This window comes from Nocardioides deserti (assembly GCF_014266025.1).
GTDB classification, from domain to species: Bacteria; Actinomycetota; Actinomycetes; order Propionibacteriales; family Nocardioidaceae; genus Nocardioides; species Nocardioides deserti.
On record NZ_JACMYC010000014.1, the window covers coordinates 1 to 13,811 of the forward strand.

Genomic DNA, 13,811 nt, shown 5'->3' on the forward strand with positions numbered 1-13,811 from the left:
GGAGCCCGCGGGGCGGCCGGCCGTGGCGCCGGTGCCGCTGGTGGCGGTGCTGCTGGTGGCGGAGCCCGTGGGGCGAGCGGCCGTGGCGCCGGTGCGGTCCGCGGAGCGGGCGGAGCAGCCGGCGCGGCGGGTGCCGCAGGCGCGAAGGGCCGCGGACGCGAGCGCGAGGACGCAGTCGACCACGAGCACTACGAGGACGGCTGGGACTGGCTCGGCGAGGACCAGGTCGCGCCCGAGGTGCTCGACTGACCGCGCTCGTCGGGTCGGGCAGCGGCCCGGCGAGCAGCCGGCCCGGCCCCGTGCGGTGATCCGCGCGGGGCCGGGCCGTTCCCGTCGTACGACGCGTGCGGTGCGGCCGGCAAGGTGCCGATCAGCCGCGGAGCGGGACCCGGGCGGCCATCCAGGCCTCGATGTCGTCCGCCGAGCGGGGGAGACCGTCCGAGAGGTTGCGGGCGCCGTCGGCGGTGACCAGGACGTCGTCCTCGATCCGGATGCCGACGCCGCGCAGCTCCTCGGGGACCAGCAGGTCGTCCTCCTGGAAGTAGAGGCCGGGCTCGACGGTGAGCACCATGCCCTCGGCGAGGGTGCCCTTCGCGTAGGCCTCCGGCGCCGCGCGGCCGCAGTCGTGGACGTCCATGCCGAGCATGTGGCTGGTGCCGTGCAGCGTCCAGCGCGCGTAGACCTTGTTGTCGGGGTCGAGCGCCTGCTCGGCCGGCACCGGGAGCAGCCCCATGTCGTCGAGCGCGTGCGCGAGCACCGACATCGCGGCCTCGTGCGCGGCGGTGAACGGCGCGCCGGGGCGGACGGCGTCGATGCCGGCCCGCTGGGCGGCCAGCACGACGTCGTACAGCTCGCGCTGGCGCGGGGTCCAGGTGCCGTCGACCGGGAGCGTGCGGGTGACGTCGGCGGTGTAGAGGTTGTGCCCCTCGACGCCCATGTCGAGCAGGACCAGCTCGCCGGGCGTGATCGCGCCGGAGTTCTCGATCCAGTGCAGCGTCGTGGCGTGCTTGCCGCCGGCGACGATCGAGTCGTAGCCGATGTCGTTGCCCATCGCCCGCGCGCGGCGGAAGAAGGTGCCCTCGATCCAGCGCTCGCCGTAGCGCAGCACGTTGTCCCACTCGCGCACCGAGTCCTCGAAGCCGAGGGTCGTGGCGTCACAGGCCGCCTGCAGCTCGCCGACCTCCCACTCGTCCTTGACCAGGCGCATCTCGGAGGCGACGCGGGCGAGGTCGTCGTCGAGCCCGGCGTCCCCGGGCAGCAGACGGTCGACGGCGGCGGAGATCCCGCGGTGGACGCGGGTCTTGGGCGGCGCGAGCGACGTCAGGTCGTCCTGGAGGCGGTCGACGTGACGCACCTCGATGCCGAGGGACGAGGAGATCTCGTGCAGCGACGGGCGGCGCCCGGCCCACAGCTCGCCGTACTGCCGGTCCCGGAAGAACTCGTCGGTCTCCCGGGAGGACCGGGGCCGCGCGTAGAGCACCGCGCTGCCGTCGGCCTCGATGACCAGCACGGCGTCGCTGGTCTGGTTGCCGGAGAAGTAGGTGTGCGCGGTGTCGGGCCGGAAGCGGTAGTCGGTGTCGTTCGACCGCACCTTGTAGGTGCCGGCCGGCAGCACCAGGCGCTCGCCGGGGAACGCGGCGGCCAGCCGCTCGCGGCGGCGCGCCGCCCAGGGGGCGACGGCGTGCGGCGGGAGGTCGAGCTCGCGATCGCCCCAGCCGGTGCGCATGAAGGAGGAGTACGCCGCCGGCACGGCGGGGTCGTGCGACTCGGTGCGCGGGGCGCCGGCCGGGTCGTTCTTCTGCTGCGCGGGGACTTCCGGGGTGGTCTGCTCGCTCACCCGCCCACTGTAGGTCGGGCGCCGGTCGCCGGACAGGTGCCCGTCGCGACGCGGGGCAGGGGCCTGCCCACCGATAGGCTGCGCCCTGTGTCGGCACCGCGCAGGGACAGCCTCGCCTTCACGGTCGTGGTGACCGTGCTGGTGGTGCTCTGCGCCGCCCTGATGTTGCTGGTCATCGCGCTCTCGGGCGCTCCCAGCACGCTGCTGGTCGCGACCGTGCTAGCGGCGCTGCCGGTGGGGCCGGTCGTCGCGTGCTACCTGTGGCTGGACCGCTACGAGCCGGAGCCGAAGCGCCTGCTCGCCAGCGGGCTGCTGTGGGGGGCCTTCGTCGCCACCGCGGCCGCGATCGTCGTCCAGGGCGTCGGCGGGCTGGCGATCGGGCTCAGCGAGGAGGCGAGCCTCGCGGTGGTCGCGCCGGTCACCGAGGAGGCCAGCAAGGGCCTGTTCCTGCTGCTGCTCCTGTGGTGGCGCCGTGCGGAGCTCGACGGGCTGCTCGACGGCATCGTCTACGCCGGCATGGTCGGCGTCGGCTTCGCGTTCACCGAGAACATCCTCTACCTCGCGGCCGCCTACAACGGCACCGACGGACTGGGTCCCGGCGGCACCGAGGCGCTCACGGCGACGTTCGTCGTCCGGTGCCTGTTCAGCCCGTTCGCGCACCCGTTCTTCACCACCTTCATCGGCATCGGTGTCGGCATCGCCGTGGCGTCGCGCTCCGGCGCGATCCGCGTCCTCGCGCCGCTCGCGGGTTACGTCCTCGCGGTCCTCGCGCACGGGCTGTGGAACGGGTCGACCGTCTACGGCTTCGGCAGCTTCGCGGTCGTCTACGTCGTGCTGATGGCGCCGGCGCTGGTCGGCGTCGCGTGCCTGGCGGTGTGGGCGCGGCGCAGCGAGCGGCGGATGCTCACCGTCGCTCTCTCCGACGCGGCGGCGCGGGGCCTCGTGCCGGCCACCGACATCGGCTGGGTGACGGACCTCCGGGCCCGTCGCCAGGCCCGTGCGCACGCCCGCGCGATGGGCGGCCCCGCCGCCGAGCGCGCCATGCGTGACTACCAGCAGGCCGCCGTCGAGCTCGGCTTCCTCCACCACCGCTATCTGCGTGGTACCCCGCCGCCGGACTTCGCCGCGCGGGGCCAGGACTACGTCGCGAGGATCGGCGCCGTGCGCCCGTCCATCGCCTTCCCCGGACAGGTGGTACCCACCCGATGACCTCCCCCGAGCCGACCGCACCGACCGGCGGTGACAGCCGGATGCTGACCGCCCTGGTCCAGCTGCGCAGCGCGCTCCAGGCGGCTGCGCTCCCGCTGGACCTGCCCGGTGCCGAGGAGCAGCGCCTGGCGCGCCAGGAGATGGTCGACCAGCTCGAGGACTACGTGATCCCGCGGCTGATGACGATCGACGCGCCGCTCCTGACGGTCGTCGGCGGCTCGACCGGCGCCGGCAAGTCCACGCTGGTCAACTCGCTCGTCGGGACGCGGGTCACCACGCCCGGCGTGCTGCGACCGACGACGCGCTCGCCCGTGCTCGTCCACCACCCCGAGGACGCGGAGTGGTTCGGGCAGGACCGCCTGCTGCCGGACCTCGAGCGGGTCCAGCACTCCACGAACGACCCCGACGCGCTCCAGCTGGTCGCCTCGGAGGCCGTGCCGCGCGGGCTGGCGATCCTCGACGCCCCGGACGTGGACTCGGTCGAGGAGCGCAACCGGCTGCTGGCGGCGCAGCTGCTCGCCGCCGCCGACCTGTGGCTCTTCGTCACCTCCGCCGCCCGGTACGCCGACCAGGTCCCGTGGGGCTTCCTCAAGCAGGCCGCCGAGCGCTCGACGGCGGTGGCGGTCGTCCTGGACCGCACGCCGGACGAGGCGATCGAGACGGTCGCCGCGCACCTGGCGCGGATGCTGGCCAGCCGCGGCCTGAAGGACTCGCCGCTGTTCACCGTGACCGAGGGACGGGTGGACGAGGACGGGCTTCTCCCGGCGCACCACGTCGCCGACATCCGCGGCTGGCTGGAGTCGCTCGCGGCCGACGCCGACGCGCGCGCCGCCGTCGTCAAGCAGACGCTCGAGGGCGCGATCCGCACGCTGACGGGGCGCTCCTTCCGGGTCGCGTCGGCCGCCGACGAGCAGGTCGAGGCCGCGCGCCGGCTGCGCGAGGACGCCGACCGCGCCTACGACGCCGCCTCGGCCGGGGTCCGCGAGGCCTGCGCGGACGGCACGCTGCTGCGCGGCGAGGTGCTGGCGCGCTGGCAGGAGTTCGTCGGCACCGGCGAGCTGCTCAAGTCCCTGGAGAACCGGGTCGGCTGGCTGCGCGAGCGCGTGGTCAGCGCCGTCAAGGGCAAGCCTCAGCAGGCGGAGCGGGTCACCGTCGCGGTCGAGTCCGGCCTCGAGACGCTCGTGCTCGAGCACGCCGAGGCCGCCGCGGAGCGCGCCGAGGCCGCCTGGCAGCAGTACGCCGCCGGGCAGGCGCTCCTCGCCGGCGCCGGCCAGGACCTCGGCCGCGCCTCGCGCGACCTGCGTCGTCAGGTCGAGCGCGCGGTGCGCGAGTGGCAGCAGGACGTCCTGGAGATGGTCCGCAGCGAGGGCGCCGACAAGCGCACCACCGCGAGGTTCCTGGCGTACGGCGTCAACGGCCTGTCCGTCGCCCTCATGGTCGTCGTCTTCGCCAGCACCGGCGGCGCGCTCGTCGGCGCGGAGGTCGGCATCGCCGGGGGCAGCGCCGTGCTCGGCCAGAAGCTTCTCGAGGCGGTCTTCGGCGACCAGGCCGTCCGCTCGCTCGCCGAGCGAGCACGCCGCTCGCTCGACGTCCGGATCAGTGCGCTGCTCGACGCCGAGCGCGCCCGGTACGTCGCGGTCCTGGACGGGCTCGACCTCTCGGCCGACGCCCCCGAGCAGCTGCGGCACGCCTCGCGACGCGTCGACGACCTGCGCTTCGCGGCCAGCCGGAACGACCTGGGCCGGGGCATCGCCGGACGGGACGCCTAGGGTGGTCCCCGAAACGACCGTCCGAGCAGCTGTAGGGAGACCATGACGTCCTTGCTCGAGGGTGCCAAGAAGCTGGTCACCCGGGGTACCGACATCGGTGCCCGGATCGAGGGCCTCGAGGCCGCCGTGCAGGCGGGGCGGGGACGCCTCGACGACCAGGTGCTCGACGAGGCCCACGCCGTCGCCGAGCGCGCGGCCGGCCGCCTGCGCCTGTCGGCCGACCACACCGTCGTCGGCATCGCCGGGGCCACCGGGTCGGGCAAGTCCTCGACGTTCAACGCGCTCACCGGGCTCGAGCTCTCGGCGGTCGGCGTCCGCCGGCCGACCACGTCGTGGGCCACCGCCTGCGTGTGGGGCGCCGACGGCGCGGCCGAGCTGCTCGACTGGCTCGGCATCCCGCCGCGGCACCAGACGACCCGCGACTCGCTGCTGGACACCCGCCGTGAGGACGTCGCCATGGAGGGCGTCGTCCTGCTGGACCTGCCCGACCACGACTCGACCGAGGTCTCCCACCACCTCGAGGTCGACCGCCTGGTGCAGCTCGCCGACATGCTGGTGTGGGTCCTGGACCCGCAGAAGTACGCCGACGCCGCTATCCACGACCGCTACCTCGCGCCGCTGCAGAGCCACGCCGACGTGATGGTCGTCGTGCTCAACCACATCGACACCGTGCCGGAGGAGCGCCGCGACGCGATGGTCGCCGACGTGCGCCGCCTGCTCGACGCCGACGGCCTGCCCGGCGTGCCGGTCATCCCGGTCAGCGCCCGCCACGGGATCGGCCTGGACGACCTGCGCGCGGAGATCGCGGCGCGGGTGAAGGCCAAGAAGATGACCCGCACCCGCCTCGAGGCTGACCTCCGCGCCGCGGCCGAGGCCGTGCAGGGGGTCAGTGGCACCGGCCGCACGCGCGCGCTCGCCGCCGACCGGGTCGCCGACCTCGAGGGCGCGCTGGCCGACGCCGCTGGGGTGCCGACCGTCGTCGACGCCGTCGAGCGCTCCACGCGGCTGCGTGCGGGACGGGCCACCGGCTGGCCGGTCGTCTCATGGCTCAGCGGCCTCAAGCCCGACCCGCTCAAGCGGCTGCACCTCGACCTCGGCTCGGCCGGCAAGGAGCTGACCGGCCAGGCGCGCTCGTCGGTCCCGACCGCGACGCCGGTGCAGCGCGCCCGCGTCGACACCGAGGTGCGCCGGCTGGCCGACGACGTCTCCGAGGGCCTGGCCCGGCCGTGGGAGGAGGCGGTGCGCCGTGCCTCGACGTCGCGGCTCGACGACCTCCACGACCGCCTCGACGTCGCGCTCTCGCGCACCGACCTGGGTGTCGAGAAGCTCCCGGCCTGGGCCGGCGTCGTCCGGGTGCTCCAGTGGCTGCTCGTGCTCACCGCGGCGGTCGGCCTGGGGTGGACCGTGCTCCTCGTCGTCTCCGGCACGCTCGGCGACGACTCCACCCCGAAGGTCGCGGGCATCGCGCTGCCGCTGGTCCTGCTGGTCGGCGGGATCCTGCTGGGTCTCCTGCTGGCGCTGGTGTGCCGGTTCCTCGTGGCGGCCACTGCGCGCCGGCGTGCCGCCGTGGCGGACAAGCGGCTGCGCGCCGCCGTCCACGAGGTGACCGGCGAGCTGGTCGTGGCGCCGGTCGAGGCCGAGCTGCAGGCCTACACCGTCGTGCGCAACGGCCTGGTCGCCGCCCTCGCCTGACCCCGGGCCCACGGCCCACCTTCTCTCCACACCACGCGCTCGGACCCGCGTCGTCCCCAGCCCTCGTCGGACCGTCCCGAGGTCGTCGGCGCTCGCGCGGAGCCTCGTGCTCACGTCCGAGGACGGCCGACCAGCGGACCGTCCGGGCGCGAGGCGGAGGAGAGACATCGTGAGCAACGAGACGACCGTGACGCTGCAGGGCTGGGTCGGGGGCGACGTGACCGTGCGACAGGCCGGGGACGCCCAGGTGGCGAGCTTCCGGGTGGGCGCGACGCCCCGGCGCTTCTCCCGCAGGTCGGGGGAGTGGGTCGACGGCGAGACGCAGTGGTACACCGTCAACGCGTGGCGGTCGCTCGGCGAGAACGTCGCCGCCTCCGTCCGTCGCGGTGACCCGGTGGTGGTCCACGGGCGGCTCAACGTGAGCACCTGGATCAGCTCCGCGGGCGCGGAGGTGACCTCCTTCGAGGTGGAGGCGACCTTCGTCGGCCACGACCTGGGTCGGGGCAGGAGCGTCTTCACCAAGACGCCGCGTCCGGTGGCCGAGCCGGGCGTGGCGGGCCAGGGCGCCGGTCACGCCGGTGGTCAGGTCGCCGGTCAGGTCGCCGGTCAGGCCACCGGCCAGGTCGCGGAGCCGGCAGCGGCGGCCGCGCCGGCAGCCTGAGCGCCGGCGACGGGGCGGCCCGGCGCGGGGCCGCCCCGCTCACCCCGGACGGGTGTTCCGGGCCGTTCCCAACTACGCTCGGGGACCATGGCGGAATATGTCTTCACCCTGCGCAACGTGCGCAAGGCCCACGGCGACAAGGTCGTCCTCGACAACGTGACCCTCTCGTTCCTGCACGGGGCGAAGATCGGCGTGGTCGGGCCGAACGGCGCCGGCAAGTCGTCGCTGCTCAAGATCATGGCCGGGCTCGACCAGCCCAACAACGGCGACGCGATCCTCGACCCCGAGGCGACGGTCGGGATGCTCCAGCAGGAGCCGCCCCTGACCGAGGGCAAGACGGTGCTCGAGAACGTCGAGGAGGCCGTCGGCGAGATCAAGGGCAAGCTCGACCGCTACAACGCGATCAGCGAGCAGATGTCCGACCCCGACGCCGACTTTGACACCCTGCTCGCCGAGATGGGCGACCTCCAGACCGACCTGGACCACGCCAACGCGTGGGACCTCGACTCGCGCCTGGACCAGGCGATGGACGCGCTGCGCTGCCCGCCGGCCGACGCGCTCGTCGACCACCTCTCCGGTGGCGAGCGGCGCCGCGTCGCGCTGTGCAAGCTGCTGCTCCAGCAGCCCGACCTGCTCCTGCTCGACGAGCCCACCAACCACCTGGACGCGGAGTCGGTGCAGTGGCTCGAGGGCCACCTGAAGACCTACCCCGGCGCCGTGCTGGCCGTCACCCACGACCGGTACTTCCTGGACAACGTCGCCGAGTGGATCGCCGAGGTGGACCGCGGCGCGATCCACGGCTACGAGGGCAACTACTCGACGTACCTCGAGACCAAGAAGGACCGGCTCAAGATCGAGGGCCAGAAGGACGCCAAGCGCGCCAAGATGCTGGAGAAGGAGCTGGAGTGGGTCCGCTCCAACCCGAAGGCCCGGCAGGCCAAGAGCAAGTCCCGGCTGGCGCGCTACGAGGAGATGGCGGCCGAGGCCGACCGGATGCGCAAGATCGACACCTCCGAGATCAACATCCCGGCCGGTCCGCGCCTCGGTGACATCGTGCTCGAGGCCAAGGGGCTGACCAAGGGCTTCGAGGGTCGCACGCTCATGCACGACCTGTCGTTCTCGCTGCCGCGTGCCGGCATCGTGGGCGTCATCGGCCCGAACGGCGTCGGCAAGACGACGCTGTTCCGGATGATCACCGGCAACGAGGAGCCGGACAGCGGTGAGCTCACGGTCGGCCAGACGGTGAAGATCTCCTACGTCGACCAGAGCCGCGGCGGCCTGGACCCGCAGAAGAACGTCTGGGAGGTCGTCTCCGACGGCCTGGACTTCATCAAGGTCGCCAACTTCGAGATGAACTCCCGCGCCTACGTCGCGTCGTTCGGCTTCAAGGGCCCCGACCAGCAGAAGAAGGCCGGCGTGCTGTCCGGCGGCGAGCGCAACCGGCTCAACCTCGCGCTCACGCTGAAGATGGGCGGCAACCTGCTGCTGCTCGACGAGCCGACCAACGACCTCGACGTCGAGACCCTGTCCTCGCTCGAGGACGCGCTGCTCGACTTCCCGGGCTGCGCCGTGGTCACCTCCCACGACCGGTGGTTCCTCGACCGCGTCGCGACCCACATCCTGGCCTGGGAGGGCGACGGCGAGGACGAGGCCAAGTGGTTCTGGTTCGAGGGCAACTTCGCGGCCTACGAGGAGAACAAGGTCGAGCGGCTCGGCGTCGAGGCGGCTCGCCCGCACCGCGTCACGCACCGCCGCCTGACCCGCGACTGATGTCCTGACTCCCGGACGGGCCGCCGTCGGGCCGGTTGAGGCAGGCCACACGCGGGACGTCATAACCACGGCGTCCCGCGGTCGTTGGCCACCTCGACGGGCCCCGGACCGGGGCCCTTGGGGGAGGACCCATGAGGATTCGGCGATCAGCCGTCGTCAGCGCGGTCGTGGTGGTGCTGGGAGTCGCCGCCGCACTCGTGGTGGCACCGATGCTCAGCACCGGCGCGAACGGCGGGGGCGAGCAGGGACCGACGACGGTCCGCAGCACGCTGGCCGGCCAGTCCGTGCGCCTGTCGCTGCCCGGACCGGAACCCAGGGGCGTCGTCGTCTGGTTCCATGGCCAGGGCGGCAACGTCAACGACCGCGTCGACGGCCCCTGGCTGGACGCCCTGCGGCGCAACGGCTGGGCCGTGGCCTCCTCGGAGTTCCACTCCCAGTCGTGGGGCAACGCGGCGTCGACCAAGGACACCCGGCTGCTCGTCGACTGGGCCGAGAAACAGACCGGCGCGAAGGTCCGGCTGTGGGTCTCGGGCTCGATGGGGGCCTCGATCGCACTCAACGCGCTGACGCACGGCGTACGCGCCCCGGCCTGCTGGTACGGCGTCAAGCCCGCCCTCGACCTGACGCGGATGGAGAAGGTCCCCGGCGGTCCCGGCTACATCCGCCGGGCGTACGGCGGCGGGCCGGTGCCTGCCGACCGCAACCCCATCGCGAACGTCGACCGGCTGCCGACCGACACCCGCTACCGCGTCGTGTCGTCGAAGCAGGACGAGTGGGTCGACTACGCGGAGAACACCCGGCCGCTCGTGGACCAGCTGCGCGGCCGCGGTGCCGACATCAGCCTGCTCGACGTCAAGGGCGGGCACGCCGATCCCTCGCACTGGAACGCACGGGACCTGGTGGCGTACGCCGACTCCTGCGCCGGCGGGAACGCCTGATCCGTCGCGCGGGACCGCCTGCCCGACGCCGCGGTCAGGGGTGCCGGATCTCCATCTCGGGGTGAGCGGTCACCAGGTGGTCGCTGACCGCGCCCATGACCCGGCCGAGGGCGGCGAAGTCCTCCTCGCTGGCGAGGTCGACGAGGTGCTCGCGCACCCCGCGGACGTGCACCGGCGCCGCGCGGCGCAGCAGGTCCATGCCCTTGTCGGTGAGCGTGGCGACGATGCCGCGGCCGTCCTCCGGCGAGCTGGAGCGCCGGACGAGACCGGCCTTCTCCATCCGCGCTACCGTGTGGGTGACCCGGCTGCGGCTGTGCGCGAGGGCGTCGGCCAGCTGGGCCATGCGCATCTGGCCGTCCCGCTCGGAGAGCCGCACGAGGATCTCGTACTCGGTCAGCGAGATGTCGAAGTCGCGGCGGAGGTCGTCGTCGAGGCGGTCGAAGAGCAGCGTCGTGCCCATCACGAGGGAGCGCCAGGACCACTGCTGTCCGGCGTCGAGCCACCGGGGTTCGCCTTGCTGTGCCACGGGATCACTCTAGGGCCGGAAGGCCCCCGCGCCGCGCACGCCCGCACCGTCGGCGGGCTGGTGCACGATGACGACATGGCCCCAGCCGTCACCCGCGACGCCGTGCTCCGCCGCCGCGTGCGCGCCCAGCAGCTCGACCGGACCGCCGGCCCGGACGGACCGCACCGGGACGCCACCGTGCTGGACCTGGGCGTGCAGGACACCGGACCCGACGGCGCGCGGTGGGCGCTCGCGCTGCGCGGGGCGACGACGACCTACGACGAGCGCGTGCTGGCCTGGACGTTGCGCGGCGCGCCGCACCTCTACCGTCGCGTGGAGGTCGCCGAGGTCGCGGCCGCGACCGCGCCGTGGTCGGAGCAGGACGCCGCCAAGCGGATCTTCGACGCCAGCAAGCCGCTGCGGGCGGCCGGCGTCCCGGTCCTCGACGCGCTCGACGAGGTCGGTCGCGTCATGCGCGAGGTGGTGACCGGGCCGACGGTGAAGGGGCAGGTCTCGGGTGCGCTGACCGAGCGGCTGTCGGCGCCGTACCTGCGCGAGTGCCGGCCGTGCCAGGCCGTCCACTCCCACGAGCAGACCTTCCGGCTCGCGGCGCTGCGGGTCGGGCTCGAGCTGGAGCCGGGGACCTCCCCGCCGGTCCTGCGTCCGGTGCCCGGCTGGCGCGGCCGGGCCGGGCACGTCCCGGAGCACCTCGACGTCGTGCGGGCCCTGCTGCGCCTGCTCGGTCCTGCCACACCCCAGGAGGTCGCGGCATACGTCGACGCGCCGGTGCGCGACGTCCGCGCGCGCTGGCCGGAGGACGCCGTGGACGTGCAGGTCGACGGCGTGACCCGCAGCCTGCTGGCCGCCGACCTCGACGCGCTGCTCGCCGCGGAGGACCCCGACGCCGGTCCCGACCCGGGCGCCGTCCGGTTGCTGGGACCGTTCGACCTGTTCCTGCAGGGACGTGACCGCGAGCTGGTCGTGCCCGACGCGGACGCCCGCAAGGACCTCTGGCGCGTGCTGGGCCGCCCCGGCGGGCTGCTCGTCGGGCACGAGGTCGTCGGCACCTGGCGGCCGCGCACCGCCGGGCGGCGGTTGCGGCTCCAGGTGACGGTGTGGGACGGCAGCGAGCTCGGCGCCGACGTACGTCGTGCGCTGGAGCAGGAAGCAGAACGCCTGGCCACGTTCCGTGGCCAGGCGTTCGCGGGGTTCGTCGAGGACTGAGTCAGATCCGCTCGAGGATCATCGCCATGCCCTGACCGCCGCCGACGCACATGGTGATGAGGCCGGTGGTCTTGTCGTGCCAGTCGAGCGAGTTGAGCATGGTGTTCTGCAGGCGCGCGCCGGTCATGCCGAACGGGTGGCCGACCGCGATCGCGCCGCCGTTGACGTTGAGCCGGTCGATGTCGATGCCGAGGTCCTGGTAGGACGGCACGACCTGCGCCGCGAACGCCTCGTTGATCTCGACCAGGTCGATGTCACCGATGGTCATGCCGGCGTTCTTCAGCGCGTTCTTGGTCGCCTCGACCGGCCCCATGCCCATGATCTCGGGGGAGAGGCCCGAGACGCCGGTGGAGACGATGCGGGCCAGCGGAGTCACGCCCAGCTCGGCGGCCTTGGTGTCGGACATGATGATGACCGCCGCGGCGCCGTCGTTGAGGGCGCAGCAGTTCGCGGCGGTCACGACGCCGTCGGGCCGGAAGACCGGCTTGAGGTCCTTCACCGCGTCGTACGTGACGCCCGCGCGCGGGCCGTCGTCGGTCGAGACCACGGTGCCGTCGGGGGTGGTGACCGGGGTGATCTCGCGCGCCCAGAATCCGTCGTTGATGGCCTTCTCGGCGAGGTTCTGCGAGCGGACGCCGAACTCGTCGAGCTCCTGGCGGGAGAGGCCGCGCTGCTTGGCGACGTTCTCGGCGGTCTGGCCCATCGCGATGTAGATGTCGGGGAGCAGGCCGTCCTCGCGCGGGTCGTGCCAGCCCACGCCGCCCTCGGCGGTCTTCTTGGTGCGCTCCTGCGCCTCCGCGAACTTGGGGTTGTGGGTGTCGGGCCAGTGGTCCGAGGTGCCCTTCGCGAAGCGGGAGACCGTCTCGACACCGGCCGAGATGAACACGTCGCCCTCACCGGCCTTGATCGCGTGGAACGCCATCCGGCTGGTCTGCACCGACGAGGAGCAGTAGCGGGTGATCGTGGCGCCCGGGACCTGGTCGTAGCCCATGAGCACGTTGACGATGCGCGCCATGTTGTTGCCCGACTCGCCGCCGGGGAGGCCGCAGCCGAGGTAGTGGTCGTCGATGGTCGTGGGGTCGAGCTCGGGGATCTTGTCGAGCGCCGCCTGGACGATGGTCGCGGTGAGGTCGTCGGGACGGAGGTCCTTCAGCGACCCCTTGTTCGCGCGGCCGATGGGGGAACGCGTCGCGGAGACGATGACGGCTTCGGGCATGCAGGTACTCCGATCTCGGGTGATGTGCCGACTCAGCCTAGATCAGGAGCGGCTGACAGGATCGGGACGTGCGTCACGTCTACGAGTGCCCCGTCCGCTGGGGCGACCAGGACCTGCTGGGCCACGTCAACAACGTGGTCTACGTCGACTACCTCCAGGAGGCGCGGGTCGACATGCTGCGCACCCACGGGCGGTCGCAGACCGAGGACCTCGCCGAGGGCGTGGTCGTGGTGCGCAACGACGTGGGCTACCGGGCGCCGCTGTTCTTCGACTTCCGTCCGGTGCGCATCGAGTGCTGGGTCACCGAGCTGCGCGCCGCGACGTTCACGCTGGCCTACGAGGTCTTCCACGAGCGGCCCGACGGCTCCCGGAAGATCTACCTCCAGGCCTCGACGGTGCTGACGCCCTACGTGTTCGCCGAGGAGCGGCCGCGCCGGCTCACCGCCGCGGAGCGCGAGACGCTCGCGGCGTACCTCGAGCCGACCGAGCCGGCGGCGCGGGTGCCCGTCACCGAGCGGCCCGTCACCGCCGGCCACTACCCGGTGCAGGTCCGGTTCTCCGACGTCGACGTCTACCGCCACGTCAACAACGTGACGTACTTCGAGTACTTCCAGGAAGCACGCATCCACTACTTCCACGGGATCTGGCAGGAGGCGTCGCGGACCGCGCCGCAGCCGCTGCTCGTGATCGCGCGCAAGGAGGTGGACTACCGCGTGCCGGTGCTGCACCGTCCCGAGCCGTACGACGCGTGGTCCTGGATCTCCCGGGTCGGCAACACGTCGTTCGACGTCCGGTCCGAGCTGTGCGACGGCGACACGGTGCTGGCCCGCGCGCACACCACGGTGGTCGTCGTCGACCCGGACGCGCAGCGGCCGACGCCGCCGGAGCCGGCGTTCCGCGACGCGCTGGTCGCGGCGCTGCAGGACTGAGTCCTCCGCGGGCCGGGCTGAGCCGGGCTGAGCCGGGCTGCCCCGGGCTGCCCCGGCCGAG

12 protein-coding genes are annotated in these 13,811 nt (G+C 73.4%); 9 read left to right on the forward strand and 3 right to left on the reverse strand.

Going from position 1 to position 13,811, the window contains the following annotated elements; all coding sequences use genetic code 11:
* Positions 1-249: hypothetical protein (locus tag H7344_RS16670; RefSeq protein WP_222130794.1), on the forward strand; the 249-nt coding region annotated here is incomplete at its 5' end.
* A gap of 121 nt (positions 250-370) precedes the next feature.
* On the opposite strand, the gene H7344_RS16675 is transcribed toward H7344_RS16670, so the two are convergent.
* Positions 371-1,837 (reverse strand): aminopeptidase P family protein, encoded by a 1,467-nt coding sequence (locus H7344_RS16675; protein WP_229706881.1) that lies wholly within the window; start codon positions 1,835-1,837, stop codon positions 371-373.
* Between the two features lie 87 nt (positions 1,838-1,924).
* Between H7344_RS16675 and H7344_RS16680 the strand changes: the two genes are divergently transcribed.
* The 6 genes from H7344_RS16680 to H7344_RS16705 all read left to right on the forward strand — a co-directional run bounded on the left by H7344_RS16680 (position 1,925) and on the right by H7344_RS16705 (position 9,876).
* The gene (locus H7344_RS16680; protein ID WP_229706880.1) at positions 1,925-3,046 is read left to right on the forward strand and encodes a PrsW family intramembrane metalloprotease; all 1,122 of its coding nucleotides are present in this window, start codon (positions 1,925-1,927) and stop codon (positions 3,044-3,046) included.
* The gene (locus H7344_RS16685; RefSeq protein ID WP_229706879.1) at positions 3,043-4,815 is read left to right on the forward strand and encodes a GTPase domain-containing protein; all 1,773 of its coding nucleotides are present in this window, start codon (positions 3,043-3,045) and stop codon (positions 4,813-4,815) included. The genes H7344_RS16680 and H7344_RS16685 overlap by 4 nt, the downstream gene beginning before the upstream one ends.
* A gap of 42 nt (positions 4,816-4,857) precedes the next feature.
* Positions 4,858-6,507, forward strand: coding sequence for a GTPase (locus tag H7344_RS16690; RefSeq protein WP_186347135.1), 1,650 nt, complete (start codon positions 4,858-4,860; stop codon positions 6,505-6,507).
* Between the two features lie 169 nt (positions 6,508-6,676).
* Complete coding sequence (locus tag H7344_RS16695; RefSeq protein ID WP_186347136.1) at positions 6,677-7,168, forward strand: single-stranded DNA-binding protein; 492 nt, start codon at positions 6,677-6,679, stop codon at positions 7,166-7,168.
* A gap of 87 nt (positions 7,169-7,255) precedes the next feature.
* Positions 7,256-8,938 (forward strand): energy-dependent translational throttle protein EttA, encoded by a 1,683-nt coding sequence (ettA, locus tag H7344_RS16700; protein ID WP_186347137.1) that lies wholly within the window; start codon positions 7,256-7,258, stop codon positions 8,936-8,938.
* Between the two features lie 131 nt (positions 8,939-9,069).
* Positions 9,070-9,876 carry an alpha/beta hydrolase family protein gene (locus H7344_RS16705; protein WP_186347138.1) on the forward strand — a complete coding sequence of 269 codons (807 nt, stop codon included), beginning with the start codon at positions 9,070-9,072 and terminating at the stop codon, positions 9,874-9,876.
* Positions 9,877-9,910: 34 nt separating this feature from the next.
* Here the strand turns inward: H7344_RS16705 and H7344_RS16710 are convergent, their stop codons facing one another.
* Positions 9,911-10,402, reverse strand: coding sequence for a MarR family winged helix-turn-helix transcriptional regulator (locus H7344_RS16710; RefSeq protein ID WP_373286505.1), 492 nt, complete (start codon positions 10,400-10,402; stop codon positions 9,911-9,913).
* A gap of 75 nt (positions 10,403-10,477) precedes the next feature.
* On the opposite strand from H7344_RS16710, the gene H7344_RS16715 reads away from it, so the two are divergent.
* Entirely contained in the window at positions 10,478-11,605 is a 1,128-nt protein-coding gene (locus H7344_RS16715; protein WP_186347139.1) for a DNA glycosylase AlkZ-like family protein, read from the forward strand.
* A 1-nt stretch (position 11,606) separates the two neighbouring features.
* On the opposite strand, the gene H7344_RS16720 is transcribed toward H7344_RS16715, so the two are convergent.
* A complete protein-coding gene (locus H7344_RS16720; protein ID WP_186347140.1) occupies positions 11,607-12,821 on the reverse strand; it encodes an acetyl-CoA C-acetyltransferase in 1,215 nt (404 codons plus the stop codon).
* Between the two features lie 68 nt (positions 12,822-12,889).
* Between H7344_RS16720 and H7344_RS21290 the strand changes: the two genes are divergently transcribed.
* Positions 12,890-13,750 carry an acyl-CoA thioesterase gene (locus tag H7344_RS21290; RefSeq protein WP_186347141.1) on the forward strand — a complete coding sequence of 287 codons (861 nt, stop codon included), beginning with the start codon at positions 12,890-12,892 and terminating at the stop codon, positions 13,748-13,750.
* Positions 13,751-13,811 lie beyond the last annotated feature (61 nt).

Coding starts and splice junctions, on each gene's coding strand:
- ettA (WP_186347137.1), top strand. CDS start 7,256: ATGGCGGAATATGTCTTCACCCTGCGCAACGTGCGCAAGGCCCACGGC.
- H7344_RS16715 (WP_186347139.1), top strand. CDS start 10,478: ATGGCCCCAGCCGTCACCCGCGACGCCGTGCTCCGCCGCCGCGTGCGC.
- H7344_RS16685 (WP_229706879.1), top strand. CDS start 3,043: ATGACCTCCCCCGAGCCGACCGCACCGACCGGCGGTGACAGCCGGATG.
- H7344_RS16705 (WP_186347138.1), top strand. CDS start 9,070: ATGAGGATTCGGCGATCAGCCGTCGTCAGCGCGGTCGTGGTGGTGCTG.
- H7344_RS16690 (WP_186347135.1), top strand. CDS start 4,858: ATGACGTCCTTGCTCGAGGGTGCCAAGAAGCTGGTCACCCGGGGTACC.
- H7344_RS16720 (WP_186347140.1), bottom strand. CDS start 12,821: ATGCCCGAAGCCGTCATCGTCTCCGCGACGCGTTCCCCCATCGGCCGC.